Origin of the sequence: Chryseobacterium sp. Leaf394, from assembly GCF_001424105.1 — a bacterium.
Lineage (GTDB): Bacteria > Bacteroidota > Bacteroidia > Flavobacteriales > Weeksellaceae > Chryseobacterium.
In genome coordinates this window covers 1,791,172-1,817,128 of record NZ_LMQH01000011.1, presented here as the reverse complement: position 1 = coordinate 1,817,128, position 25,957 = coordinate 1,791,172, and the positions used below count along the sequence as shown (strand labels likewise).

The window sequence follows — 25,957 nt, the reverse complement described above, 5'->3', positions numbered from 1 at the left end:
GTGCAAAATTAGGCTTTTTAATTTTAAAAACCGTAAGTTTTTGATTATTAATTTATTTGAGTGATAATTTTTGTGTGAATATGAAAATAAAGGGTTTTAAAATCACCTTATGTAAACTTACGCATAGGCTGCACTATTAATATTTTTCAAAGCAATCTTGATGAAATTAGGCTTTGTTGAAAATAAAGTAATTTTTCTACTATTCCATTGTTCCATTTTACAAATAATCCCGTCAACGTCATTTATATTCTCTGTGTCTTTAATGTAATCAACAGTAGATAACAGTTCTAAAGCGAAATTTGAATAGAATCCAGATAAAAATATTTTTGTGTTATCAGCAATTTTTTTATACACCAAATTTTCATCTTTGTTAAGATATTCTAAAACATCTTTTTCAGTATCTAATATTAATCCTAATTCTTCAAAGGGTTTTTTATCTTTGGAACTGTAACCTATGATATAACTTCCATTAAGATGATATAAAACATGTTTTACCTTACCTGAATATGGACCATAGAAATTTTGTTTATACTCTAATTTAAAAATATTTTTAGCACCAAATTTTTGTAAAAAATAAGCAACTTTTTCTGCCGAAAATTCTGATAAAAATTCACCATTTTTCACCAAATCAAACAAAACATACAACAGCATTGCGCGAGCTGGAGTTAAAGAAGTTCTTTCTTTCTTTAAAACTTCTATAACTTTTGTATTTGGCTCAAAAATTTGTATGTCACAATCAACATTTTGTAAATAGGTTTGGAGGATTTCTTTGACAATATTCCAATTAAGACCACCGTTTCCAGCTCCCAGAGGTGGAATAGCTATTGATTTTATTTTTTTTTCTTTTATAATCTTTACCAAGTCAACTAATCCTTCCTTAATATATACATATTCTGAAGGTTTTCTCCAACTGGTTTTAGTAGGGAAATTAATTATAATCTTTTTGCCTTTTAAAAGTGTTTCCTCTTCAAAAACGAAAAGCCTACCAATTCCGATTTCATTATTTTTACAAGCTTTAAAATATTGCTTGTAATTATTCGGAAATTGATTTTTAAATTGCAAAGCTATACCCTTTCCCATAACACCATCGGTATTCACAGTATTTACTAATGCGTCTGCATCACTATCTAATAAATTTCCTATTTTATACTGTATCATTTCAAAAGTAATGTTGAGGTTTGATTACAATTTTTTTNTGTTTCAATCCCAAAAGATATTAATTTTTCTTGAGCATTTTTATTAAAACAAATATAGCCTAAAATACTGTCCAGCGGCAAATCGTTCTCCAATAAAAATTCAGCTTCTTTTTTCCTTTTCTTGTCTAAATCATTTTCATCAATCCAATCTCTAGAACTTATTGCGTTAAAATCTAAAATATTTTCAGCATTACTAATTTGATTTTTAGAAAATTCGGATGTAAGATGATTATTTGCATGTCCATCGGTAAAGATGAAATTTAAATCAGAGTTTAGAATTTGTTGTATAGATGTCACACAATAAATTATTTCCTCAGGCTTTGTTGGTAAAACACCATTAAATCCTTTCTGAATAACATAAAGCATCGGTGTTCTGGTTGCAAAATAGAACGGAATGTAATCCCCAATCGTCTTACCTGAATTTAGTTTAAAATGATTTCTTGTTGAAATGATAGAATTATCACCGATCGGAACATAATTATTATTATAATTATTAGAATTTTTATGTGTAATTCCGTATTGAAGTATATGTGGAATATTTTCAATATGGGTCATTCGATATAAATACAATTTATTTAAGTCTGTCATTAATATTTAGAATTAATGCTAATCTACAATTTTTCAGCGAAAAATAAATGCCTAAATATCCCTCATCATCTCCCCGATTTTCTCCTCAATAAAACCAACCTTATCCTTCTTCACCTCATTCAAAATCATCTTCTGGCTCTCGGGAATTTCAGAATATTTTTCCGCCCACAGATTAATTTCTATCAGCAAAGGAAGCAGATTAATGCCTTTTTCTGTGAGCTTATATAATACTTTTGCTTTACTGTTTGGGTGATCCTGTTTGCTGATGATTCCGTTTTCTTCAAGCATTAAAAGTCTTGAAGCTAGAATATTGGTCGCTATTTTCTCGTCAGATTTTAGAAATTCTCCGTAAGTACTTTGTTTTTTAAACATCAGATCTCTCACAATGAGCAGTGACCATTTGTCTCCCCACACGTCTAATGAGCTGCTGATGGGGCAATCTGATCTCTTTTTTGAACTCGGCATAAAATTATTTTTAAATAATTAAATAAAAACACTTGCATTTTGAAAGTAATGTTATAGATTTGTACTTGCAAAACGCAAGCAAATTTACCGAATTAAATTTAAAATACAATGGAAAACATTCTTTTTGATGCTTACAAGAGTAAAAACTTAGATCTGAAAAACCGTATCGTGATGGCACCGATGACCAGAAGCCGTTCAGATAATCCAGAAAATAAAGCGACCGAACTTACAGCAAAGTACTACCAACAGAGAGCTTCCGCCGGTTTGATTATTACAGAAGGCACCTTCATCAGTCCGGAAGCAGTTGGTGTCATCAATGTTCCCGCAATATACAGTTCAGCACAAATCGAAGGCTGGAAATTGACTACAGAAGCAGTTCATCGGGAAGGAGGGAAAATTTTCGCCCAGCTTTGGCATACAGGCGCATACTCTCATCCTGATTTGCACAACGGTCAAAAGCCTTTGGCTCCGTCAAACGTCAATCCTCAGCAACAGATTTTTACGGCTACAGGTTTTCAGACGAGCGAAGAGCCTCAACCGATGACTACTGCTGATATCAAACAGACCGTGAATGATTTCAAGCAGTCTGCACTCAATGCTCTTAAAGCCGGTTTTGATGGAGCAGAACTTCACGGGGCGAATGGTTATCTGCTTCAGCAGTTTTTCAGCAAAAATTCCAATCTCCGCAACGATGAATATGGTGGTTCGGTAGAAAACAGAGCAAGAATTCTTTTCGAAATTCTCGATGCCATCAAAGAAGTTGCAGATTTAAACAAGGTTGGACTTCGTTTAAACCCTTCTCTCAATGGAATTATGGGAATCTTAGTAGATGACGAAACCATTGAACTTTACAATTACATAGTCAACCGTCTCAATGATTATGATTTGGCATATTTACATTTGATAGAGCCTTTTACAGACGTTTCAGGAAATTCAAATGCTATTCAGGAAGTCGTAAAACATTTCCGTAGAATCTACAACGGAACCATCATTATCAATAGAGGCTTCAACAAAGAAACTGCCACAAAGGTGTTACAGGATGGCGATGCAGATTTGGTTTCTTTCGGAACTCCTTTTATATCTAATCCCGATCTGGTAGAGCGTTTCAAGACTGATGCGCCACTCAATCAACCGGATCAGGCGACTTTTTACACGCCGGGCGAAAAGGGCTACACCGATTATCCGACTCTAAACAATTAAAATAATTTGGGCGAACGGCCGGGCTTTCCGCTGTATCTTTTGTTTCACAAAAGGATGCCGCTGCAATCCCTGTCGCAAACCCTACCATAACCACAATACACAACATTCAAACAAAACAAAAAAATGAAAACAAAAAGAAATACAGTCTTCATCAGCGGCGGAAGTGCCGGAATCGGTTTAGCCATCGCAAAAAAACTGAATGCGGAAGGCAACAGAATAATTATCAACGGAAGAAATGAAGAACGTCTTCAGAATGCAGTACAACAATTGGATAATGCGGTAGCTATTCAGGGCGATCTTTCAATTGAGGCAGACAGATTAAGAATCGCAGAAGATTTAAAAAACAATCATCCCGAAGTCAACATCATCATCAATAATGCAGGAGCAGCGTTTACCTATTTGCTGAACGAAACCCAAAATGCACACGAAAAAGCAGCGATCGAAATGAACACCAACTATTTCAGCGTCATTCATTTTACTGAGCTTTTACTTCCTCATCTGCTTCAGAAAACAGATTCAGCGGTAGTCAATATTTCTTCGATTGCAGTCTTTGGAAGTCACAAAATGTTGCCGACTTACGGCGCGACGAAAGCAGCTCTGCACAGCTACACCCAGGCTCTGAGAAAGACTTATGAAGACCGGGAAAATATTCAGATTTATGAAGTTTACCCACCATTAGTCAATACAGAATTTTCAGCAGAAATCGGTGGAGCTAACGGAATTCCGGCTTCGGAAGTTGCGGATGAGTTCTTTTTGGCACTGGAAAAAAATCAGTTTGATGTTCCGGTAGGTGATACCAAACAGTTTTTCGCAAAAGAATTAGCTTAATCTACTGAGAAAAATTCTCTTTTGAAAATTTCATCGAAATTACACCCTTTAGGGACGGGGAAAATAATTTGGATGAAATTTTTAGATACAATTTAAGTTTACTGACGGATTACGTGAACTTCAAAAACATTCAATCATGGAACTAAAAGGAAAAACAATTTTAATTACTGGAGGAGCTTCCGGCATTGGTCTGGAAGCAGCAAAGCAGTTTTCAGAAATCGGAGCTAAAGTCATCATCACAGGCCGGAATCAGCAGAGATTAGATTTGGCTAAAAGACAGTATCCCAATCTTACGGTGATCAAAAGTGATGTTTCGGTGGCACAAGATGCGCGGGAGCTTTTTGAGAAAGTTTCTCAGCTTGGCGGTATTGATATTCTGTATAACAATGCTGGTGTGGGATCTGCTCCTATAAACTTAAGAGTTCCCAACGAAAAGCATCTGGAAAACGCTGCTTACGAAATGGAAATCAATTATTTGGGCGTCATCCGGCTGAATAATATTTTCCTGAATATGCTTCAGTCCAGAAAAGAAACAGCGATTATTAATACGACTTCGATTCTGAGTTATGTTCCGTCATTGGTTGAAGCAACCTATTCAGCATCCAAAACGGCTTTGGCGTTTTATACAAAATCACTCAGAGAACATCTGCGAATAAGCAACAGCAAAGTAAAAATATTTGAATTGCTTCCTCCGGTCGTTAATACAGAAATGACTGCTGCCAGAAAAGATAAAAAAATCACAACTGAAGAATTGGTAAAAGGTTTGATCAATGGATTAAAAAAAGATCAGTTCACCATCAGAATCGGTGATGCGAAGTTGGTGTATTATCTGAACCGATTTTTCCCTAAATTAACGTTCGGGTTGGTCAATCCAAAAAATCAGGAACAAATTTTAAAACAAAACTGAAAACATGAAAGCATTTAGTATCAGCCGTTACAAAAAAGACAGTGACCTGCAATTGGTGGATGTTCCGGAACCGGTATTGAAAGAAAATGAAGTTCTGGTGGAGATTCACGCTGCCAGTGTTAATCTTTTAGACTCAAAATTAAAAAGTGGCGAGTTCAAATTGATTGTCCCGTACAAATTGCCGTTGATCCTCGGTCACGATGTGGCAGGCGTCATCATAAAAGTCGGTTCAAAAGTGAAAAGCTTTAATGTGGGTGATGAAATTTACGCCAGACCTGCAGATTTTCACATCGGAACTTTTTCGGAATTTATTTCGATCGATGAAAAAGATGTTGCATTAAAACCAAAAAACCTGACGATGGAGGAGGCAGCTTCCATTCCTTTGGTTGGGTTGACGGCTTGGCAGGCTTTGGTTGAAGGAGCCAATATTGAGAAAGGTCAGAAAGTTTTCATACAGGCCGGATCGGGTGGAGTGGGAAGCTTCGCCATTCAGTTGGCAAAACATTTGGGAGCGACGGTAGCAACCACAGCCAGTGAAAAAAGTTATGAGTTTTTAAAAGATCTTGGTGCCGATGTTCTGATTGATTATAAAAAACAGAATTTCGAAGATCTGTTGAGCGGTTACGATATGGTCTTGAACAGTCAGGATCCCAAAACGCTTGAGAAATCTTTTCATGTTGTAAAACCCGGCGGTAAAATAATTTCCATTTCCGGTCCGCCAACGCCTGTGTTTGCAAAAGAATTTAATCTTCCATGGTATGTAAAATTTGCAATAAAACTGATGAGCAGTAAAATCAGAAAAATTGCAGAGAAAAAAAATGTGAATTATTCTTTTCTCTTTATGAAAGCTGATGGAAAACAGTTGGCAGAAATTACAAAACTGATAGAAGCAAGTAAGATAAAACCTGTCATCGATAAAGTTTTTCCATTTGAAAATACCAATGAAGCCGTAAAATATGTTGAAAGTGGCCGTGCAAAAGGAAAGGTGGTGATTAAGATAAAATAAGATTTTTAAGTTTAAAAAAGGCAGGAGTTTTTTAAACTCCTGCCTTAGTAATTTACTGAACTAAATTTCTTTCTTTTTCAAAAGTTTCAGATGCTTCCCTCGAAGCTTCTACCATTGCAATCAGTGCTTTTTCCGTTTCTTCCCAATGACGGGTTTTTAAACCACAGTCAGGATTTACCCAAAGTTGCTGCGCCGGAATGACGGCTTGTGCTTTTTTCAGCAATTCCACCATTTCATCTTTTGACGGAACTCTTGGCGAGTGAATATCATAAACTCCAGGACCAATCTCATTTGGATATTTGAAATCTGCAAAAGCATTCAGCAGTTCCATCTGACTTCTGGAGCATTCAATTGTAATGACATCGGCATCCATGTCGGCGATATTCTGGATGATATCATTGAATTCTGAATAACACATGTGGGTATGAATCTGCGTGGCATCTTCCACACCGCTTGCCGAAATTCTGAAAGCTTCAACCGCCCATTTCAGATAATTCTGCCAGTCTGATGTTCTCAACGGAAGACCTTCACGAATCGCAGGTTCATCAATCTGAATAATTCTGATTCCTGCTTTTTCCAGATCATTCACTTCATCACGAATCGCCAAAGCAATCTGTTTACAGGTTACCGAACGTGGCTGGTCGTCACGCACAAATGACCATTGAAGAATCGTTACAGGTCCCGTCAACATTCCTTTTACCCATTTTTGAGTCAAAGACTGAGCGTACTCAGACCAGTACACCGTCATCGGATTCGGTCTGTGAACATCTCCGAAAATCACAGGTGGTTTCACACAACGGCTTCCGTAACTTTGAACCCAACCGTTTTGAGTAAATGCAAATCCCGCCAATTGTTCGCCGAAATATTCCACCATATCGTTTCGCTCAAACTCTCCGTGAACCAACACATCGATTCCGATTTCTTCCTGCCAACGGATGGTTCTTTCGGTTTCCTGTTTCAGTAAAGTATCGTACTGTTCGGCATTTAATTCTCCTTTTTTAAATTTCGAACGCCACGTTCTCACTTCTTTTGTCTGCGGAAACGAGCCAATCGTTGTCGTTGGAAATAGAGGAAGCTGCAATACTTTTTGCTGAGTTTCTTTTCTTATGTTAAATGGAGAATTTCTCTGCGCATCTTCTTCTGTCGTCACAGTAACACGGTTTTTCACGTCCTGATTGTGAATTAATGAAGATGTTTTACGGTTTTCAATTGCCTTTTTATTTTCGGCTAATTTCTGCAAAGTATTGTAATCCGGATTTTCTGACGCTAATTTTTTCAAGTTTACGATTTCATAAACTTTCTGTTTGGCAAAAGCCATCCACTGTTTAATCTCAGGAGAAAGAATATCTTCGTTTTTCTCTGAATCCAAATCGAAAGGAGAGTGGAGCAATGAACAGGAAGGTGCAATAAAAACTCTGTCCGAGCCGATTTTCTCAACTGCTTTTTTAATGAAATGCAAAGATTGTGTGAAATCATTTTTCCAGATATTTCTTCCGTCAACGATTCCCAGCGAAAGACTTAAAGTATTTGGAATTGAATTTAAAACTTCATCCAACTGTTCAGGCGAACGCACCAGGTCAATATGCAGAACATCGATCGGCAGGGAAGTCGCTAATGAAAGATTGTCTTTTAAACCTTCGAAATAAGTTGCCACGATGAATTTAAGATTCGGGAACTCTTTTCTGATTTCAGCATAGATGAACTGATTCGTTTCTTTGGCTTTTTCATTTAAATCTAAAGCTAAAAACGGCTCATCAAACTGAATATATTCCGCACCGTGATTTTCAAGTTCTTTTAAAATCTGGATATAAACCGGCAATAAATTCTGTGCTAAATCTAATTTATCAAAACCTTCCTCTTTTTCTTTACCTAATAATAAATAAGTCAGTAAACCGATGATTACGGGCTTTGCATTGATTCCAGCCTGTCTGGCACTGATGAATTCCTGAATGATTTTGTGGGAGAATAATTTGAACTCCTGATTCTTTTGAAACTCGGGAACGATGTAGTGATAATTGGTGTCAAACCATTTGGTCATTTCCATTGCCGTAATATCCAAACCTTCTTTCTGAAAGCCTCTTGCCATCGCAAAATACAGATCAGTTTCAGATTTTTTGAAAGCAATTTCCTGATAACGCTCCGGAATCGCTCCGACTGTAAGAGTCATATCCAAAACCTGATCATAATATGAAAAATCGTTGCAGGGAATCCAGTCTATTCCTGTATCCTGCTGTAATTTCCAGTTGTTTTGAGTAATGGTTTTTCCGACTTCCAGTAATTCGTCCAAAACAATTTTGCCCGACCAATACTGCTCGCAGGCTTTTTTGAGTTCTCTGTTGCTACCAATACGCGGATAGCCAAGAATGTGTGTTTGCATTTTCTTTTAAACTTTTAATAATTAATGATTTTAAAAGTTCTTCAGATGCTTCGAAATGCTTTGTTAGTAGGAGTTTTTGAGAATTTAGATACTTTGAATAGAGGAGATTTCTTTAATTGGTTTTTTAATCTTATGCTTTTTAAAGGCAAAGTTTTAACTTAAACTTAAAAATATTTAAGCAGACAAAGACCGAATCAATAAATTGATTTGATAAAGCTTGTGTTTATAAATGAGCTTCATCAGCGATTAAATCGCAACTTTTTGCTCCCTAAAATTTTGCGTTTACAATAAAAAATCTTTGCGTTTAAATTTAAACTCAATATATTCAATACCATCTATCAATCCAAAAACTCCAACCGCGAGAGCACTGATCATTCGGTAAAGGCAGGTCTCCTGACTTGTAACAGTTTCTGTCATCCTTCCCGTTTTCACAGTGGATATTCGTGGACAGAAACTTTTGGGATATTACTTACAGTTGCGCGACAGCTCGTGATTTTCACACGATTCCCTTTTCATTTATTTTATATAAAACCTTTCCGTTTGATGAAGTATGTGAAAGAACAATTTCTTTGGTAAAGATAATTATTAAGTGAATTGATTGGTTAAAATTGGAAAATAAAGGATATTGTTTGGTTTAAATTATTTAAATCAGATTAATATTCTTTACATTTGAAAATTATAGTGTTAAAAAGAATATTATTCCGTGGAAAGATTAGATGAGAAGGATATTCAGCTCCTGAGAATCCTTCAAAAAAACGCAAAACTGACCGTCAAAGAACTTGCAGCCGAAGTAAATCTCTCGACATCGCCAGTTTTTGAGAGAGTAAAGAGACTCGAACAGGACGGCTTTATCAAACATTACGCAGCTGTTCTGGAAGCTGAAAAACTCAACCGTGGTTTTACGGTTTTCTGTCAGATCAAACTGAAAATTCATGACCGTTCGGTAGGAAATCAGTTTGTGGAAGATATTTTGAAAATTGATGAAGTCGCCGAATGCTACAACATCTCAGGCGATTTTGATTTCCTGCTGAAAGTTCAGGTGCGCNTATGAAACATTATCAGGATTTTGTTTTCAATAAACTGGGATCAGTAGATTCTATCGGAAGCACACACAGTACTTTTGTGATGGCGGAGGTGAAGAATACGCATGGATTGAGTATTTAGGAAAGTGATAGGATTATGAAGAAATGTGGAAGAATTACTAATTTATTCAACCTTCTATTTTTTTTCTCGTAGTGCTATAATTGTCAAAATCTGGATGAAACCAAAATTCTTCAAGCCCTATTTCATTGTAAACAGCAATTTCTGATGAATAAATGGGATAAAGTCCAGCAATATTAATTTTGTAATCTGCCCCAATATCAACATCCGAATAATCTTCTTTTGATAAAGTGCTCGGTGCAAATATTAAAAATGCATCCATTTCAGAATCTTCGCTTATTTGCTCTCCAAAATCAATTACTTCTCCATAACTAAAAGGACATTGTCCTCTCAGCTGATTGGCTATAAAACCTGCAACAATTCCCCAATCAAGATTTTCAGATTCCACGGAGATGCACAATTCAGGTCTGCCAGATTTCCAATCAGGATGGGTAACCAATGAAAGGCCATAAGTTATGGCTGTTATGAAGCCTTCGTCCGGAATATTTTTGTAAACAATTGATGTTACACCTTTAATTCCTTCAGTTAAACTTTCATTATTATAAAATTCAGGTTCTTGCTGGAATATGTTGTCCAAATGTTCAAGATATTTTTCTATTGGAGTCATTTGATTTGTATCCTTTCCGTAAAAATAATAAAATTAAACATTTACCGCTCAACTCAAGATATAAAATTGATGAAGTTGCCGAATGCTACAACATCTCAGGTGATTTTGATTTTCTGCTGAAAGTTCAGGTACGGNTATGAAACATTATCAGGATTTTGTTTTCAATAAACTGGGATCAGTAGATTCTATCGGAAGCACGCACAGCACTTTTGTAATGGCGGAGGTGAAGAATACGCATGGATTGAGTATTTAGGAAAGTGAATATCAAAAATAATTACTCACCTCAATCAAATTGAAATCGGGATCTCTGAAATATACCGATTTGATTTTTCCCAGAGCCGCGGTTCTCTCAACGATTCCCTCGACGATTTCAACGTTTTTTACTTTTAGTTCTTCTACAATTTCCTCAATATTTGTTTCTGCAATGAAACATAAATCTGCTGAGCCAGAAGTTGGGTGTTCAGCTTTCGGTTCAAATTCTTTTCCTTTTTGATGAAGGTTGATTTTTTGATTTCCGAAAGTCAGAGCTTTTCTGTTGTCTCCAAATGTTACAACTTCGAAACCTAAAATGTCAGTGTAAAATTCTATTGTTTTATCAACATCACCGACGGTTAAAACAAGATGGTCGATACTATTTATTTTCATTCTTAACTCTTTTCTGATACCCGATAAATGCTTTAAAATTTTCGGAAAACCCAAAATGATAAATTGCATCTAAGTAGATAAAAATCATTACGTAAAACGGAATTTCCTGGACAGGAGTGAAATTTGATGAAAATATGAAGAAGAGTGCCAAAATAACAGCTATTGCAAATAAGATTATTGACAGAATCCTCGCCCAGTTTTTACCAATATAAACTAAATACAGAAGTCCTGCGGTCAGGAAAAAGCGGATGATCTGTGAGATTAATTTTTGAAGGTCAATTTCCGGTCGGGGCGAATGATACAGATAAATAGTACTCAAATTTACCAATAAAATGGCAGCAAAAATAGAAAGAGTTCTTCTCTGACCTTTCTTTTCCAAATAATTCATTGACTTTATCGTTACAATATCTTTCTATTCCTGATCCAGATACGTCAGCTTTGCATCTTTCACAAACTCCTCAAAATTCATATTTTTAACAGCTTTAGAATTTGTAAGTTCAATAAAATAATTAATTGAATTTGGAAGATTTTTGTTTTTCGTGGTCAATCTAAATCTCCTTACCTTGTCAGTTGGATTTAAAAAAGGAAGCTCAGTAATTTTCACCAAAATATTATTCACGTCAAATGAAGCTTTGGGATCTTTCTGAAGTTTTAAAAATCTTTTTTGAGTTCTGTCTGTAGTTTCATCCAGAAATTTCTGCATCTGATAATCTGTAAGCAATTGCGGGTAGATCAAACCTTGCAACATGACAGAAGCGGTCATTTTATCAGATTTGTCAATAAAAACTAACTTATCATCAAAAAGAATCTGGTTGGCAGTTGGGACTGTTTTTCCTTCGAATTTTTTATAATTTTTCTTTTTGTATTCCGTTTTAAAATGCTCTACAGCATGTTGATCCTTTGAACTTAATACTTCTTTTTTCTGACCAAATGCAACGGCAGAAAATAAAAGATAAAGTATTAAAGAAAATTGCAATTTCATATTTTTAATTTTAAAATAAATCTACACTAAATTTTTAAGCCTGACATGCTGAAGCAGCATAATGGTTTTCGCATCTTTTATTTCACCCGATTCAATCATCTGCAGCGCTTTGTCGATTCCGATTTCCAAAACTTCAATATCTTCACCTTCATCTTCCAGTCCGCCTCCTTCATTGATCTTCATATTTTCAGCATATTCGGCGATGAAAAAGTGAAGAATTTCTGTTACAGATCCGGGCGACATATAGGCTTCAATAACTTTTTCTGCTTTGGTGATTCTGTAACCTGTTTCTTCCTCAGTTTCACGGATAATGCATTCTTCAGGATGGTCATCATCCAGCAATCCTGCACAGGCTTCGATCATCATCCCGTCCGCATTTCCGCTAATAAAAGTGGGCATTCGGAATTGTCTGGTCAAAATTACGTTTTTTGTACTGGTATTATACAATAAAATCACGGCTCCATTTCCTCTGTCGTAGGCTTCTCTGCTTTGGGTTTCGGTGGTTCCGTCCTTTTTCTGAACGGTAAAAGTGATCTTTTTTAAAGTGTACCAGTTATCCGAAAGGATCTCAGTTTTCTCAACTTTTATGGTTGTATTTTGCATAAATTTTTTAATCTTTCAATTGTAATTAATTGCGTTTTAATAAGTCTTCCAAAGCATTTTTTAGACCCGGAAATTTAAACTGAAATCCTTCATTCTGCAATTTTTCTGATGATGTCCGCGAACCTTCAAGTAACGCCACAGAGAGTTCTCCAAAGATCAGTTTCATTACAAATCCCGGAACATTGGGCATAAACATCGGTTTATCTAAAACTTCCGCAATTTCCTTTGTGAAATTCTCGTTATCGGTATGTTGTGGCGCAGATGCATTGTAAGCACCCTTTACGTTTTCGTTCTTCAATGCAAATTCAAATACTGAGCTGAGGTCGTCGATGTGAATCCACGGAATGTACTGTCTTCCCGTTCCAAGCGGAGAGCCAATTCCGAATTTCACAGGAACAGCCATTTTTTTCAGGGCACCTTCTTTCTCAGAAAGAACAATGGAAATCCGAACTTTTACCACTCTTTCAGCAACATTTTTTTCTAAAAATTCATCAGCAGCCTTTTCCCACAGAATGACAACTTCGCTGAGAAAGTCTTTACCTTTTTCGTCTTCTTCCTTAAATATTTTTTCGGACGTAATCGCTCCGTAAATTCCAACGGCTGAAGCTGAAATAAACGATTTAAGTTTTATATTTTTTTCCTGTAAAGTTTTCAGGATCAATTGGGCAGAATCCACACGGCTGGAAATGATTTCTTTTTTGCGCTCGTCTGTCCATCTTTTTTCTGAAATATTGGCTCCGGCAAGATGAATAATATGGCTTACATTATCAAAAACTCTCTCATCGACCGTTCCTTTTTCAATATTCCATTCAAAATCATTTTCATGTCTTTTGGTGCGTGTTAAGAACCGAACAGTATATTCGTTTTCAAGTTTTTTTGCTAAAACTTTTGCGACCGATCCGCCGGCTCCGGTGATTACTACGACTTCTTTCATGTATTGATTTTGGATATTTTTTTTAATTCTTAACGATCAAAATATAATCATCATCCAAAAGTTTATATCCCTGGTCATAAACAAATTTGTATTCAGAACCGTTTTTATAAACTTTAATCTGTGTAAAATAATTAAAATCAAATCCTAAGCCAGTCAATTTCGTTTTGGCTATTTTGGTTTTTCCTTCAATATTGGTCTCGCTCAAGATCCGGTAATTGCGACGCAGCTTGTTGTTTACATTCCGCATCAGATTGCTGGAATCTTTATTCTGCTTATTGTTGAAGGCGTTTCTGCAGGCGTCATTGCAGAATTTTTTGTCGGACCGTCCAATGATTCTTTCGCCACATTCAAGGCATTCCATAATAATTAATTTTTCAGATTGTGTTTGTGTTTTTTATTCAAAAGTTGTTTCCACTTTGTACTTGTAGGATAAGCTCTGTTTTTGGTGAGATTATTAAAAATCAAGGCGACAATAAGTAAAATAATGCAACCCGACAGAACTGGGGAAAGCACATACCAATAGCCTAAATCAGCAATTTTCCCCGGAGAAGTAACTGCAATCAATGCTGTTGCCCCGCCTGGTGGATGAAGCGTTTTGGTGTATTGCATTAAAATTATTGAAAACGCAACTGCCAAAGGTGCGGAAAGCCATAAAATATCCGGAACAATTTGGTAAATTGTCACTCCGGCCAATGCTGAAATCACATGGCCTCCGACAAGATTTCTCGGTTGCGCCAATGGACTTTGAATTGCTCCGTAAATCAAAACACTGGAGGCACCAAACGAACCGATGAGAAAGATATTTTCCTGTTCCAAAAGATATTGTGACTGCAGAAAAGCGATAATTCCAATACCGAAAAAAGCACCGAGAAAAGACCAGAAATGTTCTTTGTAATCGACGAGCGTTTCCCTGTAAATTACATATTTTGATACACGGTAAGTTCTTCGCAACGTTTTCTTCACAGTTTCTGATATTATGATTTAAATATACAAAAATTATCCGTTTGTAAACGACTGCGAGAATCTTTTGCTGTAAATCTACAGGAAATACTTTCAGAAAGTAGAGGAATGTAAACACAGCTTTTTGTCATGCTGAAAGCATCCCGACATCGTTACTTAGATTCTTTCAGAATGACAAACGAACTGTTAAGATTTGCGTGAAATGCAAATATCGCTCATAGAAACCTTTCATTTTTCAAAAAAAATCCTCACATTTGCGCCATCAATGGGGTGCTGCAAGATTGCGGCTGAGATGATACCCGGGAAATTTTTCCACACCTGATTCGGATAATGCCGACGTAGGGATTTTTTGATTTATCATCTCATCATTTAATTTATACAAGTTAATTTGATGCAGGAAATTTTACTTAAGACAACCTGGCCTGAATGGTTCGGGGTCTTCTTTTCAATTTTTCAGGTTTTACTGGCCCGAAAAAACAATTCAAACAATTATCTTTTCGGTATCGCCGGAATTTCACTCACGCTGTATGTAATGATGCAGTCTAAACTGTATGCAGAGTTTACACTCAATCTCTATTATCTGGTGATGAGCATTTACGGCTGGCTTTACTGGAAATTCGGAAAGCAGCAGTCTGAAACAAAGATTTCTGAAACAACTAATCAGGAAAAACTGATCACCGCAGGAATTGTGGTCGGAACATTCAGTCTTTTTTACATTTTTCTTACACGTTTTACCGATTCCGACGTTCCGGTTTTAGATTCACTGGTCAGTGCTTTTGCATGGGCTGGAATGTGGCTGATGGCCCGTCGGAAAATTGAAAACTGGATTTTACTGAATGTGAGCAACATCATCGCAATTCCTTTGTTGATTCATAAAGAGTTGTATCTGTATGCGGGTTTGACAGCTTTCCTGTTCATCGTAGCGATTTCGGGTTATATAGAATGGAGAAAAATTATTAAATCTAAGTCTTTAAAAGTCGCTTGATTTTAAATCTTCACGAAGTTTCAACAGATGGTTCAGATTTATTATTTGCAGAATCTGCTTAATCAGCGGGAGATTAAAAAAATAAAAAGCCATAAATCCAAATGACAAAGACATCCATTCAAAACGAAAACAGAGTCATGATTACGCCTGAAGAAATTAAAAATGAAATGTTGGGAGCGTCTGAAGTTTCGCCACAAATTATGAATCTCATTCATGATCAACGGTTGCTTCAGATTTGGGTTCCCAAGAAATACGGTGGATTGGGTTTTCGTTTAAATCAGGGTTTACAAATCCTTTTCGATTGGTCTAAAATAGATGGAAGTCTGGGCTGGATGCTGACTTTGTGTTCGGGAGCTAATTTTTTCTCAAGAAATTTAAAACCAGAAATTGCAACAACACTTTTTTCAAATTCAAAAACCTGTTTCGGAGGAAGTGGTATGATTGGCGGGACTGCAGAAAAACAGAATGACGGAACCTTTATCATCAACGGACTTTGGCATTTTGCAACGGGAGCACCACATTTAAGTCATTTTACCTTGAATGCAAAACTGACTGAAAAAGGAATTCCTCTGCTGGATAAATTTGGTTCTGAGATCATCCGGTCATTTGTAATTTCTAAAAATGAAGTTGAAATTATCCCGAACTGGAAATCGATGGGGATGAAGGCTACGGGAACGTTTTCATTTAAAGTAGAAAATGTTGAAGTTTCGGAAGAATACAGTTTTGTGTACGATGATTTTTTTACTGATGATGTTTTAGATAAAATTCCGTTCAGGATTTTTGCAGATTTAACTTTGCTCGTCAATTATCTTGGTATAGCGTCACATTTTTCTGAGGAAGCAATTATAATACGGCCTAATCTTCTCTTGGATTCATTTAACAAAATGATAAGTAATGAGCTGGAAAAAACAATTGATTTTGCTAATGAAATTGAAAATATCCTAAATGATTTTGAAACAGTTCCTCCCGAAAAGCAAACTGAAATTCACAGTTTCGGAACCGATTTAGTTGAGAAACTGTCGCATCAGATTTTAGAAATTTATTTTCAGCTGGGACTTCGGGCAACGCATAAAGATTCTGCAATGTATCAGATTTTCTGTGATTATTTTACGGCAACGCAGCATGCTAATTTCAGAAGAGATTTTAAACAAAATGAATTTTATTGTGAGTCTTTTACAGATGAATTCAGATAAACAAATACATTATTTTACACCTTTAAATATCCTGTGATACGCATATTTCCACAAGGTTGGATGGTACCAGAGAAGACTTTCCAGTTGTTTTTCTTTTTGTACAACAAGCTTATCTTCCAAAAAATCCTGAATGGCGCGGTTCAAAATTCTTAAACCTTCTGCAAGCTGAAGCAAAGGATAAGTAGAGAAATTATCTTTTTCTGTAGGAACAACAGCACTTTGATAGATTATATTTCCGGTATCAATTCCTTCATCTACAAAATGAACTGTTACACCGCTGTTTTCCAGATCATTGTTGACAAGAGCCCAGTAAGTACCATGTACACCGCGATATTTTGGGGTAATGCCTGCGTGGGTGTTGATGAATTTACAATTGATGGACGACAAAACCTTTTTAGAAATTATCCGCGTCCCGTTGACGATGACAAGGTCTGGATTTATCTCATGTAATAATTCTAGTGTCGTTTTAGAATTTACAGACTTTACCGTAACCATTTTTTCAGCCGGAATTTCGGAAACATTTAATCCCAATTGGCTGATGATTTCCTGATGTCTTTTTTTAGATAAAACTGAAAGAGGTTTTGATATTAAAATCTGAAATAAAACCTGACCCAAAACCGTTGCAAACCCGAGCTTTTTTAACCGTCTTTTTAAAAATATTTTTCGGTTTTCAGGCTCTTCAACTATTGCAGTTACAACTGCAAAATTCTGATTAAGGGAATTAAAAACAATGTTGGTAGAAATACCTTTTCCTGCTAATAAAACTATTTTTTTACTTTTCATTAAGAATTAATTTAGCCAAAGCGGTCATGGTGTAACTTTGAAAATCATATTCAGAATGTAAATATTGATAATGTTTCATAATTTCTTCCAAAAATTTAAAATTCTTATCCTGATCTAAACCAAAATTGTGCGGATGCCACCATAAATGATACGTCAGATTGTTTTTTGCAGCATGCGTCATTCCCGTTTTTATTCTTCTAAGTCTTAACCCTTCCAAAAATTGGATCTTTTTTGAAAACGGTCTGAGAAATCTTGAAGATGGAATGTCTACAGGTAATTTACCTTTAAGATCCTGATCTGAATAACAGTTGTGCCCTGAAATATTGAAGTATGCGTCCAACAATCTCATACCACGGCGAAATAGATTTTGATTTTCTCGGTTTGTGGCTTTGTAAATCCATGACCGTTCGTTGCCACGGTAGCAAAGAATACCATGTTCTGCACATAACTCCAGATATTTATCATTAAACTGATTCCGGGGAAAAACCAGAGAAGTCAAATTTACATTATAAAGTTTTGCGATGTTAACAGCACTTTTCAGATCTTCATTAAATGCTTCGGGCGTCTGCCCGGATTCCAGACAGTAATAATGAGAAAATGTGTGAGTGCCAATTTCCTGTTCAGGATATTTTTGAATTTCCCTGATCAGGTCTGGAGCAAAATGAAACTGATCACTGGAATAATTTTGTCCTATTTCATCGATATAACCCAGATAAGGTGAAAGATTCTGATCATGATAGGTTGGGGTAAGTGATGGAATTGAGGCGATTAAATCCTCTTTTTTCTCAAAAAACAAAAATCCGACGGTGGAAAATGTGGCTTTTATACCGTACTGCCGGAAGACACTCAGCAATTTGGGAATTACCCTGTGTACGCCAAGAATATTCTGACCATAAGTTGCTGTATTTTCTATATCTCTCATGCCCCACATCAATTCGAAGTCCAGAGATATTACAAATTTTCCTGTCGTCATGTTTTCGATGGTGTGAGGTTATAATGCTTTTACAAGATTTTTTTTGAATTGCAAAAATAGAGATTCCTGATAGAATTAAAGTGAAAAGTGACGTCGGAATTTAAACCATTCTCCGAAATAATTCAGAATTCTTTGAACTCAGTTATTTGAATCTTTGCAGATTCCCGGTACAACACTATTGTTAAAATCGGTCTTTATCAGAATACTTAAAATCCTGTATTTTAGGTAAAGGTCTGATCAAAACTGTTTTTTTCCGGATATTATTTTTCAGTATTTTTTCCGAATTGGTATCGTCCTTTTCGATTTTTAGTCCGGTGACAAGATTAAATTTAGTTTCAGTAAATACGGTATTTTCATCAATATATCCCTGTGTCGAATTATTGGTAAGCTTTTCTACACTTATTAATTCAAAATTCCCTTTTTGATATCTGAATTCATAGGTTATATTTCCGCTTTTTATCTCGCTCCACATTAAAAGATTTCCATTTTCAATTCTAAAATCAGGAATTTGATATCCATTGTACTTTCCCTTTTTTTCCGGAGGATACTGAGCTTCAATAATCTGCGTAGAAGATACCGCTAAAGCCAATTTTCCGTTTGGTTTTGAAAGAAAAATCTGCAGTCGTAGAGGACGTGTACTGTCAACAGTATCCATTTCTACTGTAATTTTATCCTTTCTTCCGTCATTATTTAAGTCTCCTTCCTCACTTCTGACAACATAATCAAAACTGCTTTTAACCTTAATATCCTGAGCCAATACATTGATCTGGCACAATAGGAAGGTGAATGAAATTGTTATAAATTTGTACTTCATAGTTTCAAGTTTGACCCTGTTGATTGCATTTTATTAATATCTGAGATGTTTTTCTAATCTATTGAAAATTGCTGAATCCGATAAGTTTTTTGCTGAAATGTTTAATTATAATAAGATTTCTTCGAAAAACCTAACAATGAACTTTTATTTTTCGTTTAGCAAGCGCTTTCTACGTCTGATGAACTTTATATTTTGCAAATTAATAAAACCATTGTTAAACTTTGCCGTTCCACTCAACTATTCTAACATCAAATTTTTATCCCTTTTTTTGTTTCAAATAGTTTAATAAATCAAGAATATGCTGTTGAGTATGACCACGAAAAATCAACTCAAAATACCACAAACCATTTGCTAAACTATTATTTTCTATTCTCCATTTTACTTCTAAAAGATGTAGAATAATGTCTGAAAGGTCGTCTAATGCGTCCCCAGTAGCGTAATCAGTGAAATTGTAAAGGTCGTTAATGTTGGGAATAGTTTTGTAAAAACCTAATTCTGGAAAATTACTTGTTACATTTTTTCTTATGTCAGAATAATCAACTTCATTAATTTCAGAGTATTCTGTTTCGTCAAACGTGCAATTAATGTCGAAATACAGGCTGTAAATTTTCACAAGATGCTTTTGCAGCAGTTTTTCTCTGTCGGCCAAACTAAAGTTTGGTTGAAGTCCATACTTAATAGTTTTGTTTATTGTGGGAATCAGGTCTGTCATTAAGATGTTATCAGTTTTGTTTACTTACGCCTAAACGTTTTTGCAATTTTTTTAAAGCTTTCCAAATATTTTTCAAAGTCTTCCCTGGATTGTCCAACAATAATGTAATAGTCACCATTTTCATTAAAGAGCATCACCAGATAAACTAATTCTACTTTGTCATCTTTAGTTTTTCCGTAGGCAACAATTTCATATCCTTTTAAATTGTCAATAATTATTTCTTTAATTTCTTTGATGGTATTATGCTCGCCTCTCGGAAGTTTTTTAAGTCGTTCTTCTGCATATTTCTTTTGATTTTGAGTTGGAACTTTTGCAAGTGAATTACCAACAATTAAGGTCGGTTTTTCAGTTGGCATTATTCCGTCAGTAGAATAAAGTAAACTGCCTGACATATATTTTATCAGTTTGAAATCTGTGTCTTTGATATCAATCGTAAAAGTTGCTGCCTCAAGTGGATTGTCGTTTTGGGAATTGTTACAAACAGTTGAAAGCAATGCATCTTTAATCTTTTCTTCAATTGCTTTTGATGCTTCCGGATAAATGCCATTTATTAAAACAGTGCCTTTTGTGTCACCAAAAACAAGCATTTGTTTTATGTAATTTGTTCCATTTGCTAACTGAGTAAGATCTAGTAAAGTAGCTTCAGAGCCGTTGAAGTTAATAGGGTGTTTCTTTATCAAGTTCATCCCTCTTGATTTTAAAGCTTCAGCTGTAAAACCATCTATAAGAGATTGATAAGGTGCGGGAAGTTCGTTAATCATTATCGAAGCTCCGGTTTCAGTATTTTGAAAACCGCTGAAATTTGTTGCTACTACAAAACCAGATGGTGGAACCAAACTACATTTTGTTCCTGAAACTTTGATGTGTTTTTCTGTCTGTCCAAAAGCGATTTGTCCAAACAAAAGCAAGGTAAGTAAAAGTCTATTTTTCATTTTGAGGTTTTTATTTAATACTGCTGTGAACGTTTTGGGTATTGCCGAATACGGGGAAATTGAAGTGGGGATTTTTAATTTCTTACAAAAGTTTAATACAAGAAATACCGTTGAGCTTTGCAAATCTTGTCCCACCTTTCGGGATTCGCCCACTGTCACAAAATCATTTTTAGCAGAAGACATTATTTGTTTACCTTTAATATTCCGTAGTTTTTCGGTTCAATTATTTCAGTAAATGTATAATAACTATCAGCTTCCCAGTTACCATTTCTGAAAATAAAAGACAAAAATTCTGTCCAATATTTATTTCTCTGAAAATTTATTTGCAAATTATCACCTTCCTTTGGCCTATAGTCAAAGTCAAAACAGTTTTTATTATTAATTTCATCTAAAACAAATCCCTCTGATAGGCTAAAACCAATTTTCTCACTTGGCATATTTAACAAACCCATCATTCCACTATCCTCACTTCCTTTATATTCGTAGAGAATCCAACTAAAAGGTTCTTTGGATTTAGGAAGTTGTTTTTTATATAATTTTTCTAGCTTTTTCTGAAAGTTAATGTTTTCAATGCTCTTTTCGTCGAGACAAGTACAAAATTTGAGTTGATTGCTTATTTCGCACATATTTTTTGCGGATTATTGGTTTATGTTTTCTGATAACGGCTAAATTTACGCAATAAATCAAAGATTATAAAAATTATTTTATTTATATAATATTTTGATTTTCAATATTATATCCGTTTTCAAACGACTACAAACGAATTTAAACAGTTTAATACCGAATAAATTTCCAAACATGATGAATCTTTGCAACAGAGATTTGAGAAACAAAGTGAAGCTCTCTTATCTGAATAAGTTAACCAAAATAAAATACAAAATTATGTCACTAAGAAATCGAGTAACATTGATCGGTTACACAGGAAAAGAAGTTGAAATCGTAAACTTCGAAAAAGGAAAAATCGCAAAGGTATCTTTAGCAACGAATGATTACTACACCAACGCAAAAGGTGAGAAAGTAGAAGAAACGCAATGGCACAATCTTGTTGCCAACGGTAAGCTGGCTGATATTATGGAAAAATATGTACAGAAAGGAAAAGAGATTTCGGTGGAAGGGAAAATAGTGTACAAATCGTATGACGATAAAGACGGAAACAAAAGATTCATCACAGAAATAAGAGTGGATGAGCTGGTGCTTTTAGGCAACAGACAGGGTTAAATTTAAAATATTTCAGCCATGCATATTAAAGTTTTTAAAGTGAGAATTGCAGAAGAATTTCTCATGGGCGATCAGCAAAAAGTAGATCATTTTCTTGTCGAAAATGAAGTAGTGAAATTTGAAACGGCTTTCGTGACAGAAGATCAGTCCTGGTCAGTAATTCTGTACTACAGAAGGTTTCCGGAAACCGCAAATTTTGTGAAAGAAACAAAATCCCAGAAATATTCTGCTGAAGATGATGTCTTAACAGACAGTGAAATCAAAATCTTTGAGGCTCTGAAGATGTGGAGATCAGAAAAAGCCAGAGAACAGAATCTGCCCACTTATTTTATTGCAACCAATAAAGAATTGACTTCTGTTGCCAAATACAAGCCTTCAAAGAAACAGGAACTCCTTGATATCAAAGGTTTCGGAAAACATAAAATAGAAAATTACGGAGAAGAAATTATAGAAATTCTGGAAAGCGTATGATTCTGAAAATTAAATGATGAAAATAAATTGTTAGGAAGCCACGGAACGTTCTGTGGCTTTTTTATTGATTTAAAAGTCCTTTCAATTGCTTATTTTTGCAGGCAATTACTCATTACACATTATTCATTACTTATAAAATATGAAGCCAAGCTTAGCAAAAGGAACGAGAGATTTTACTTCACTGGAAGTTTCAAGAAGAAAATACATCATCAATATATTACAGAAAAATTTCGAACTTTTTGGTTTTCAGCCTTTGGAGACGCCAAGTTTTGAGAATCTGTCTACTTTAACAGGGAAATATGGGGAAGAAGGTGACCGTTTGATTTTTAAAATTTTAAATTCAAGCATCAACGAAGCGAAAGACGAGAAAAAAACTCAGATGATGACTGATTTTCAGAAAGCTTTAGACAAGCCATTCAGTGCCGAAAGTCTTACAGACAAAGCTCTTCGTTATGATTTAACAGTTCCTTTCGCAAGATTTGTAGCCATGAATCACGGGAAATTGACTTTCCCGTACAAACGTTATCAGATTCAGCCGGTTTGGAGAGCTGATCGTCCTCAGAAAGGGAGATTCAGAGAGTTTTATCAGTGCGATGCGGATGTTGTCGGAAGTGAAAGTCTTTGGCAGGAAGTTGAATTGGTGCAATTGTATCTAAAATCTTTTGCTGAATTAAAAGTTTCCGTTACAATTCATATTAATAATAGAAAAATCCTTTCCGGTTTGGCAGAATACGCCGGAATTACAGATAAACTGATTGACTTTACTGTCGCTCTCGACAAGCTTGATAAAATCGGCAAAGATGGAGTAGTAAAAGAACTTTTGGAGAGAAATATTTCTCAGGAATCGATTGATAAACTGGATTTTCTTTTCACACAATCTAATGATGCTTTGGAAAATCTTCGTCAGTTAAAAGAAAAATTTGTCGGAAACGAAATCGGTTTGAAAGGTGTAGAGGAACTGGAATTTGTCATTACTCAGTCTTTAAATTTAGGAATTGACATTAAGAATTTGGTTTTTGATATCACCTTAGCCCGTGGTTTAGATTATTATACCGGAGCAATTTTCGAAGTGAAAGCTGATGAAGCACAAATGGGTTCTATCGGTGGTGGCGGTCGCTATGATAACCTAACCGAAGTTTTTGGCGTGAAAAATATTCCAGGAATTGGAATTTCTTTTGGTCTGGACAGAATATATTTAGTGATGGAAGAGTTGAATCTTTTCCCTGAAGATGCTACGTCCAACGTAGAATATCTCTTCGCTAATTTTGGAGGTGAAGAAACCATCGAAGCTTTAAAATTAATCATTCAGTTAAGAGAAAAAGGAATTTCGGCAGAGCTTTATCCTGAAAATGCAAAAATCAACAAACAATTTACTTACGCGGAAAAGAAAGGAATCAGGAATCTTGTTTTTTTGGGCGAAGAAGAAATTAAGAATGGAACGGTTACCTTTAAAAATCTGGAAGCTGGCGAACAGAAAACAGTTTCTTTGGAGGAGTTTTTAGGATAAATTAATCTTCAAATCCACAAAGCGTTTTCCCTAAATTCTGCGCTTTTTTGAGACTCACCTTAATAATCTCATGTTTGCAGTTGGATAATCCACGGCAGCTCTTGTTATAATGGTATTTCTTTCCGCCAGGACTGTCGCAAAGGTAAACATCAGATTTTATTACTGAAGTTCCATTCAGATTCAGGATGGCAACAAATGAAATTAAAAGTATATTCTTCATGATGTATAAAATTAAAATTCCGGCTCATAATGAACCGGAATTTTTTCATCACTTGTGCTTTTATTTATATGTATTGTGTTTTCAGATTCTCAGAATCTTCTCTGACAAAGGTAATAAGGCTTTTTTAAATTATTTTACGTGATGCCGTAGTTTTGGCTGTTTTTTGAATTTTTTTTTATTTATTCGTCAATGTTATGTACATCAACCGGCCACCTTCCTCATCAGAAAGCATGATTTTCTTACCGTCAGTTAGCTCTACCATTGAGTTCACGGGAATTAATTTGTCTTCAGTGATATCCTTCATTGCCTGAAGATTTTGGTTTACAAGCACCCATTTATTTTGGTAAAAAATAAAATATCCAACCGGTTTTTTATCAATTGCAGTCAGACTTTCGTTTCTCATCACTTTTTTTGATACATGCCATTTGAAAAGATACTGATTATGATACACCATTAATCTGTGATTTTCAGGTTTCCAGACATTGTCTTTAAATTTATAGTACAGATCAATCACAGGCAAAGTTCCTTTGTGAGGAGTTCCGCAGAAAGGGCATTTTGGTTTGGAAGTATTGTCGAAAACATACCATTTTTCATCACAGTTCGGGTTGCTGCAGGGCTGAATTAAATCAACTGTTTTCAGCAGAGCCGTTTCCCATTCATTGGCAATTGGGCGAAGTATAGGATTGTGCAGACCGTCTATAAAAGCTTTTTTAAACAATTCACTCAGGTACGGGCCGGTTACAGTATACGGAATTTTAGACGGATCACCCCAAAATTTATTCCAGACTTTCAGATGATCTGCTTTCACTCGGTTGGTTGGATCTGTGGGATGTTCCACAAACAAGGCTTTTTCACCCATTGACAAAACTTCGTCTTTTTCGGATTCCAAATCCCAGATTTTTCCGCCACGAAGGGGATGTCTTCTCAGCAAATACATGTAAATAAGAATGGCTAAAGCATGTAAATCTGTTTTTTGGTTAGGCAAAATTCTGCCGGGATCCTGTAATTTTAGATGTTTTGTTTTTAAAACTTCAGGAGCGATAAAATCGGCTGTACCAATCACTTCAGGAGGAAATAAACCGGGAACAACCAAGCCGTCGATGTCGATAATTGCAGCAGATTTTGTCACCGGATCTACCAGAACATTGTTGTAGGATAAATCAGAATGAGCCAAACCCATCTGGTGCATTTTTTTCACACCCCTGGAAATATTAATGGCAATCTGAAAATAACTGAGCCAATCCCCAAGTTCGGTTTTATCTAACGATAAAGGATATTGACTGTCTCGGAAAGATGGTGTGGTAAACCATTTCCCAACTTTTTCGCCACCTTTTATCAGTTCGTTGGATTTGTATCCTTTTTTAAAGAAAAATTTTGCATTGTAAATAGGTACAATCACGCCGGTTTTGCCATTGAGCTCAACCGCATCGTAAGGCCACCTGAAAATTTCATCTAAAAAATAATCTGCACTGTTGCCTTTCTTTATATTTTCGAGGTATAGAGATACGATTCTTTTGATTCTGTCTTTCTGATTAAAGTCCAGCGGATCTCTGAAAAATGCCACCACATATTTTCTGTCTGGTGAAAAATAAACATCTTTTACACCGCCTTTTTTCGGATTTCCATCGTCAACATATTCATATGTTTTTGAGGAATCTATGATTGATTTTACCTTTACTACACTCATACT

29 protein-coding genes, 4 pseudogenes and 2 riboswitches are annotated in these 25,957 nt (G+C 35.5%); of the genes and pseudogenes, 13 read left to right on the top strand and 20 right to left on the bottom strand.

The annotated features are described in order from the left end of the window. Nucleotides 1-117: 117 nt before the first annotated feature. From ASG21_RS12985 to ASG21_RS12975, 3 genes are all read right to left on the bottom strand, one after another. Nucleotides 118-1,158 (bottom strand): macro domain-containing protein, encoded by a 1,041-nt coding sequence (locus tag ASG21_RS12985; RefSeq protein ID WP_056080789.1) that lies wholly within the window; start codon nucleotides 1,156-1,158, stop codon nucleotides 118-120. 38 nt (nucleotides 1,159-1,196) lie between these two features. Then, nucleotides 1,197-1,751: DUF4433 domain-containing protein (locus ASG21_RS12980; protein ID WP_206743174.1), on the bottom strand; the 555-nt coding region annotated here is incomplete at its 3' end. A gap of 84 nt (nucleotides 1,752-1,835) precedes the next feature. Then, on the bottom strand, nucleotides 1,836-2,249 hold the full coding sequence (locus ASG21_RS12975; protein WP_056080782.1) for a helix-turn-helix domain-containing protein: 414 nt from the start codon (nucleotides 2,247-2,249) through the stop codon (nucleotides 1,836-1,838). Between the two features lie 108 nt (nucleotides 2,250-2,357). On the opposite strand from ASG21_RS12975, the gene ASG21_RS12970 reads away from it, so the two are divergent. From ASG21_RS12970 to ASG21_RS12955, 4 genes are all read left to right on the top strand, one after another. Beyond that, nucleotides 2,358-3,449, top strand: coding sequence for an alkene reductase (locus ASG21_RS12970; protein ID WP_056080777.1), 1,092 nt, complete (start codon nucleotides 2,358-2,360; stop codon nucleotides 3,447-3,449). Between the two features lie 123 nt (nucleotides 3,450-3,572). Continuing rightward, nucleotides 3,573-4,277 carry an SDR family NAD(P)-dependent oxidoreductase gene (locus tag ASG21_RS12965; RefSeq protein WP_056080772.1) on the top strand — a complete coding sequence of 235 codons (705 nt, stop codon included), beginning with the start codon at nucleotides 3,573-3,575 and terminating at the stop codon, nucleotides 4,275-4,277. Between the two features lie 136 nt (nucleotides 4,278-4,413). Further along, nucleotides 4,414-5,184 (top strand): SDR family NAD(P)-dependent oxidoreductase, encoded by a 771-nt coding sequence (locus tag ASG21_RS12960; RefSeq protein WP_056080770.1) that lies wholly within the window; start codon nucleotides 4,414-4,416, stop codon nucleotides 5,182-5,184. Nucleotides 5,185-5,188: 4 nt separating this feature from the next. Then, nucleotides 5,189-6,190 (top strand): NADP-dependent oxidoreductase, encoded by a 1,002-nt coding sequence (locus ASG21_RS12955; protein WP_056080767.1) that lies wholly within the window; start codon nucleotides 5,189-5,191, stop codon nucleotides 6,188-6,190. Nucleotides 6,191-6,242: 52 nt separating this feature from the next. On the opposite strand, the gene metE is transcribed toward ASG21_RS12955, so the two are convergent. After that, complete coding sequence (metE, locus tag ASG21_RS12950) at nucleotides 6,243-8,567, bottom strand: 5-methyltetrahydropteroyltriglutamate--homocysteine S-methyltransferase (RefSeq protein WP_056080764.1); 2,325 nt, start codon at nucleotides 8,565-8,567, stop codon at nucleotides 6,243-6,245. Nucleotides 8,568-8,932: 365 nt separating this feature from the next. Further along, nucleotides 8,933-9,118, bottom strand: a riboswitch (cobalamin riboswitch). A gap of 152 nt (nucleotides 9,119-9,270) precedes the next feature. On the opposite strand from metE, the pseudogene ASG21_RS12945 reads away from it, so the two are divergent. Both ASG21_RS12945 and ASG21_RS20620 read left to right on the top strand, forming a co-directional pair. Then, a pseudogene (locus ASG21_RS12945) lies at nucleotides 9,271-9,612 on the top strand (Lrp/AsnC family transcriptional regulator); the annotation flags it as partial. Between the two features lies 1 nt (nucleotide 9,613). Further along, a pseudogene (locus tag ASG21_RS20620) lies at nucleotides 9,614-9,731 on the top strand (Lrp/AsnC ligand binding domain-containing protein); the annotation flags it as partial. Between the two features lie 46 nt (nucleotides 9,732-9,777). Here the strand turns inward: ASG21_RS20620 and ASG21_RS12940 are convergent. Next, the gene (locus ASG21_RS12940) at nucleotides 9,778-10,335 is read right to left on the bottom strand and encodes a suppressor of fused domain protein (RefSeq protein ID WP_056080759.1); all 558 of its coding nucleotides are present in this window, start codon (nucleotides 10,333-10,335) and stop codon (nucleotides 9,778-9,780) included. Nucleotides 10,336-10,400: 65 nt separating this feature from the next. Here ASG21_RS12940 and ASG21_RS20615 point away from each other — a divergent pair. Together ASG21_RS20615 and ASG21_RS20610 are read left to right on the top strand one after the other, a co-directional pair. After that, nucleotides 10,401-10,469, top strand: a pseudogene (locus tag ASG21_RS20615) (Lrp/AsnC ligand binding domain-containing protein); the annotation flags it as partial. Nucleotide 10,470: 1 nt separating this feature from the next. Then, nucleotides 10,471-10,588: pseudogene (locus ASG21_RS20610) on the top strand (Lrp/AsnC ligand binding domain-containing protein); the annotation flags it as partial. 11 nt (nucleotides 10,589-10,599) lie between these two features. On the opposite strand, the gene ASG21_RS12930 reads toward ASG21_RS20610, so the two are convergent. The 7 genes from ASG21_RS12930 to ASG21_RS12900 are packed head-to-tail and all read right to left on the bottom strand — an operon-like array spanning nucleotide 10,600 to nucleotide 14,462. After that, a complete protein-coding gene (locus ASG21_RS12930; RefSeq protein WP_056080756.1) occupies nucleotides 10,600-10,980 on the bottom strand; it encodes a VOC family protein in 381 nt (126 codons plus the stop codon). Further along, nucleotides 10,967-11,368 carry a hypothetical protein gene (locus tag ASG21_RS12925; protein ID WP_056080752.1) on the bottom strand — a complete coding sequence of 134 codons (402 nt, stop codon included), beginning with the start codon at nucleotides 11,366-11,368 and terminating at the stop codon, nucleotides 10,967-10,969. The genes ASG21_RS12930 and ASG21_RS12925 overlap by 14 nt, the downstream gene beginning before the upstream one ends. 24 nt (nucleotides 11,369-11,392) lie before the next feature. Further along, a complete protein-coding gene (locus tag ASG21_RS12920; RefSeq protein ID WP_056080749.1) occupies nucleotides 11,393-11,962 on the bottom strand; it encodes a hypothetical protein in 570 nt (189 codons plus the stop codon). A 21-nt stretch (nucleotides 11,963-11,983) separates the two neighbouring features. Then, on the bottom strand, nucleotides 11,984-12,565 hold the full coding sequence (gene nudK, locus ASG21_RS12915; protein ID WP_056080745.1) for a GDP-mannose pyrophosphatase NudK: 582 nt from the start codon (nucleotides 12,563-12,565) through the stop codon (nucleotides 11,984-11,986). A 25-nt stretch (nucleotides 12,566-12,590) separates the two neighbouring features. Continuing rightward, complete coding sequence (locus tag ASG21_RS12910) at nucleotides 12,591-13,499, bottom strand: TIGR01777 family oxidoreductase (RefSeq protein WP_056080741.1); 909 nt, start codon at nucleotides 13,497-13,499, stop codon at nucleotides 12,591-12,593. Between the two features lie 22 nt (nucleotides 13,500-13,521). Further along, entirely contained in the window at nucleotides 13,522-13,860 is a 339-nt protein-coding gene (locus tag ASG21_RS12905) for a hypothetical protein (RefSeq protein ID WP_056080738.1), read from the bottom strand. A 5-nt stretch (nucleotides 13,861-13,865) separates the two neighbouring features. Then, nucleotides 13,866-14,462 carry an HPP family protein gene (locus ASG21_RS12900; protein WP_056080733.1) on the bottom strand — a complete coding sequence of 199 codons (597 nt, stop codon included), beginning with the start codon at nucleotides 14,460-14,462 and terminating at the stop codon, nucleotides 13,866-13,868. Between the two features lie 253 nt (nucleotides 14,463-14,715). After that, a riboswitch (TPP riboswitch) is annotated at nucleotides 14,716-14,821 on the top strand. 26 nt (nucleotides 14,822-14,847) lie between these two features. Between ASG21_RS12900 and pnuC the strand changes: the two genes are divergently transcribed. After that, nucleotides 14,848-15,444, top strand: a complete 597-nt coding sequence (gene pnuC, locus ASG21_RS12895; protein ID WP_056080730.1) for a nicotinamide riboside transporter PnuC — start codon at nucleotides 14,848-14,850, stop codon at nucleotides 15,442-15,444. 101 nt (nucleotides 15,445-15,545) lie between these two features. Then, nucleotides 15,546-16,637 (top strand): hypothetical protein, encoded by a 1,092-nt coding sequence (locus tag ASG21_RS12890; RefSeq protein WP_241773492.1) that lies wholly within the window; start codon nucleotides 15,546-15,548, stop codon nucleotides 16,635-16,637. Nucleotides 16,638-16,646: 9 nt separating this feature from the next. Here the strand turns inward: ASG21_RS12890 and ASG21_RS12885 are convergent, their stop codons facing one another. The 6 genes from ASG21_RS12885 to ASG21_RS12860 all read right to left on the bottom strand — a co-directional run bounded on the left by ASG21_RS12885 (nucleotide 16,647) and on the right by ASG21_RS12860 (nucleotide 21,477). Beyond that, complete coding sequence (locus ASG21_RS12885) at nucleotides 16,647-17,420, bottom strand: formyl transferase (RefSeq protein ID WP_056080728.1); 774 nt, start codon at nucleotides 17,418-17,420, stop codon at nucleotides 16,647-16,649. Beyond that, nucleotides 17,410-18,393 (bottom strand): polysaccharide deacetylase family protein, encoded by a 984-nt coding sequence (locus ASG21_RS12880; RefSeq protein WP_056080725.1) that lies wholly within the window; start codon nucleotides 18,391-18,393, stop codon nucleotides 17,410-17,412. Before ASG21_RS12880 ends, ASG21_RS12885 begins: the two co-directional genes overlap by 11 nt. A 181-nt stretch (nucleotides 18,394-18,574) precedes the next feature. Further along, nucleotides 18,575-19,207, bottom strand: coding sequence for a hypothetical protein (locus ASG21_RS12875; RefSeq protein WP_128414295.1), 633 nt, complete (start codon nucleotides 19,205-19,207; stop codon nucleotides 18,575-18,577). Nucleotides 19,208-19,463: 256 nt separating this feature from the next. Beyond that, nucleotides 19,464-19,919, bottom strand: a complete 456-nt coding sequence (locus tag ASG21_RS12870) for a hypothetical protein (protein WP_056080718.1) — start codon at nucleotides 19,917-19,919, stop codon at nucleotides 19,464-19,466. A 20-nt stretch (nucleotides 19,920-19,939) separates the two neighbouring features. Further along, nucleotides 19,940-21,034, bottom strand: coding sequence for a hypothetical protein (locus ASG21_RS12865; protein WP_056080715.1), 1,095 nt, complete (start codon nucleotides 21,032-21,034; stop codon nucleotides 19,940-19,942). Then, a complete protein-coding gene (locus ASG21_RS12860; RefSeq protein WP_056080712.1) occupies nucleotides 21,034-21,477 on the bottom strand; it encodes a hypothetical protein in 444 nt (147 codons plus the stop codon). Before ASG21_RS12860 ends, ASG21_RS12865 begins: the two co-directional genes overlap by 1 nt. Nucleotides 21,478-21,733: 256 nt before the next feature. Here ASG21_RS12860 and ssb point away from each other — a divergent pair, with 256 nt between their 5' ends. From ssb to hisS, 3 genes are all read left to right on the top strand, one after another. Then, complete coding sequence (gene ssb, locus ASG21_RS12855; RefSeq protein ID WP_056082386.1) at nucleotides 21,734-22,069, top strand: single-stranded DNA-binding protein; 336 nt, start codon at nucleotides 21,734-21,736, stop codon at nucleotides 22,067-22,069. Nucleotides 22,070-22,087: 18 nt separating this feature from the next. Further along, on the top strand, nucleotides 22,088-22,540 hold the full coding sequence (locus ASG21_RS12850) for an HRDC domain-containing protein (RefSeq protein WP_056080709.1): 453 nt from the start codon (nucleotides 22,088-22,090) through the stop codon (nucleotides 22,538-22,540). A gap of 139 nt (nucleotides 22,541-22,679) precedes the next feature. Then, complete coding sequence (gene hisS / locus ASG21_RS12845; protein ID WP_056080705.1) at nucleotides 22,680-24,047, top strand: histidine--tRNA ligase; 1,368 nt, start codon at nucleotides 22,680-22,682, stop codon at nucleotides 24,045-24,047. Between the two features lies 1 nt (nucleotide 24,048). On the opposite strand, the gene ASG21_RS12840 is transcribed toward hisS, so the two are convergent. Together ASG21_RS12840 and ASG21_RS12835 are read right to left on the bottom strand one after the other, a co-directional pair. After that, a complete protein-coding gene (locus ASG21_RS12840) occupies nucleotides 24,049-24,267 on the bottom strand; it encodes a hypothetical protein (protein WP_056080702.1) in 219 nt (72 codons plus the stop codon). Nucleotides 24,268-24,442: 175 nt separating this feature from the next. Beyond that, on the bottom strand, nucleotides 24,443-25,954 hold the full coding sequence (locus ASG21_RS12835; RefSeq protein WP_056080700.1) for a kinase: 1,512 nt from the start codon (nucleotides 25,952-25,954) through the stop codon (nucleotides 24,443-24,445). Nucleotides 25,955-25,957: the final 3 nt, after the last annotated feature.

What these genes read in the sequence shown, in the direction of transcription:
- ASG21_RS12985 (WP_056080789.1), bottom strand. Translation starts at nt 1,158, where the DNA reads ATGATACAGTATAAAATAGGAAATTTATTAGATAGTGATGCAGACGCA.
- ASG21_RS12975 (WP_056080782.1), bottom strand. Translation starts at nt 2,249, where the DNA reads ATGCCGAGTTCAAAAAAGAGATCAGATTGCCCCATCAGCAGCTCATTA.
- ASG21_RS12970 (WP_056080777.1), top strand. Translation starts at nt 2,358, where the DNA reads ATGGAAAACATTCTTTTTGATGCTTACAAGAGTAAAAACTTAGATCTG.
- ASG21_RS12965 (WP_056080772.1), top strand. Translation starts at nt 3,573, where the DNA reads ATGAAAACAAAAAGAAATACAGTCTTCATCAGCGGCGGAAGTGCCGGA.
- ASG21_RS12960 (WP_056080770.1), top strand. Translation starts at nt 4,414, where the DNA reads ATGGAACTAAAAGGAAAAACAATTTTAATTACTGGAGGAGCTTCCGGC.
- ASG21_RS12955 (WP_056080767.1), top strand. Translation starts at nt 5,189, where the DNA reads ATGAAAGCATTTAGTATCAGCCGTTACAAAAAAGACAGTGACCTGCAA.
- metE (WP_056080764.1), bottom strand. Translation starts at nt 8,567, where the DNA reads ATGCAAACACACATTCTTGGCTATCCGCGTATTGGTAGCAACAGAGAA.
- ASG21_RS12940 (WP_056080759.1), bottom strand. Translation starts at nt 10,335, where the DNA reads ATGACTCCAATAGAAAAATATCTTGAACATTTGGACAACATATTCCAG.
- ASG21_RS12930 (WP_056080756.1), bottom strand. Translation starts at nt 10,980, where the DNA reads ATGAAAATAAATAGTATCGACCATCTTGTTTTAACCGTCGGTGATGTT.
- ASG21_RS12925 (WP_056080752.1), bottom strand. Translation starts at nt 11,368, where the DNA reads ATGAATTATTTGGAAAAGAAAGGTCAGAGAAGAACTCTTTCTATTTTT.
- ASG21_RS12920 (WP_056080749.1), bottom strand. Translation starts at nt 11,962, where the DNA reads ATGAAATTGCAATTTTCTTTAATACTTTATCTTTTATTTTCTGCCGTT.
- nudK (WP_056080745.1), bottom strand. Translation starts at nt 12,565, where the DNA reads ATGCAAAATACAACCATAAAAGTTGAGAAAACTGAGATCCTTTCGGAT.
- ASG21_RS12910 (WP_056080741.1), bottom strand. Translation starts at nt 13,499, where the DNA reads ATGAAAGAAGTCGTAGTAATCACCGGAGCCGGCGGATCGGTCGCAAAA.
- ASG21_RS12905 (WP_056080738.1), bottom strand. Translation starts at nt 13,860, where the DNA reads ATGGAATGCCTTGAATGTGGCGAAAGAATCATTGGACGGTCCGACAAA.
- ASG21_RS12890 (WP_241773492.1), top strand. Translation starts at nt 15,546, where the DNA reads ATGACAAAGACATCCATTCAAAACGAAAACAGAGTCATGATTACGCCT.
- ASG21_RS12885 (WP_056080728.1), bottom strand. Translation starts at nt 17,420, where the DNA reads ATGAAAAGTAAAAAAATAGTTTTATTAGCAGGAAAAGGTATTTCTACC.
- ASG21_RS12880 (WP_056080725.1), bottom strand. Translation starts at nt 18,393, where the DNA reads ATGACGACAGGAAAATTTGTAATATCTCTGGACTTCGAATTGATGTGG.
- ASG21_RS12875 (WP_128414295.1), bottom strand. Translation starts at nt 19,207, where the DNA reads ATGAAGTACAAATTTATAACAATTTCATTCACCTTCCTATTGTGCCAG.
- ASG21_RS12870 (WP_056080718.1), bottom strand. Translation starts at nt 19,919, where the DNA reads ATGACAGACCTGATTCCCACAATAAACAAAACTATTAAGTATGGACTT.
- ASG21_RS12865 (WP_056080715.1), bottom strand. Translation starts at nt 21,034, where the DNA reads ATGTCTTCTGCTAAAAATGATTTTGTGACAGTGGGCGAATCCCGAAAG.
- ASG21_RS12860 (WP_056080712.1), bottom strand. Translation starts at nt 21,477, where the DNA reads ATGTGCGAAATAAGCAATCAACTCAAATTTTGTACTTGTCTCGACGAA.
- ssb (WP_056082386.1), top strand. Translation starts at nt 21,734, where the DNA reads ATGTCACTAAGAAATCGAGTAACATTGATCGGTTACACAGGAAAAGAA.
- ASG21_RS12850 (WP_056080709.1), top strand. Translation starts at nt 22,088, where the DNA reads ATGCATATTAAAGTTTTTAAAGTGAGAATTGCAGAAGAATTTCTCATG.
- hisS (WP_056080705.1), top strand. Translation starts at nt 22,680, where the DNA reads ATGAAGCCAAGCTTAGCAAAAGGAACGAGAGATTTTACTTCACTGGAA.
- ASG21_RS12840 (WP_056080702.1), bottom strand. Translation starts at nt 24,267, where the DNA reads ATGAAGAATATACTTTTAATTTCATTTGTTGCCATCCTGAATCTGAAT.
- ASG21_RS12835 (WP_056080700.1), bottom strand. Translation starts at nt 25,954, where the DNA reads ATGAGTGTAGTAAAGGTAAAATCAATCATAGATTCCTCAAAAACATAT.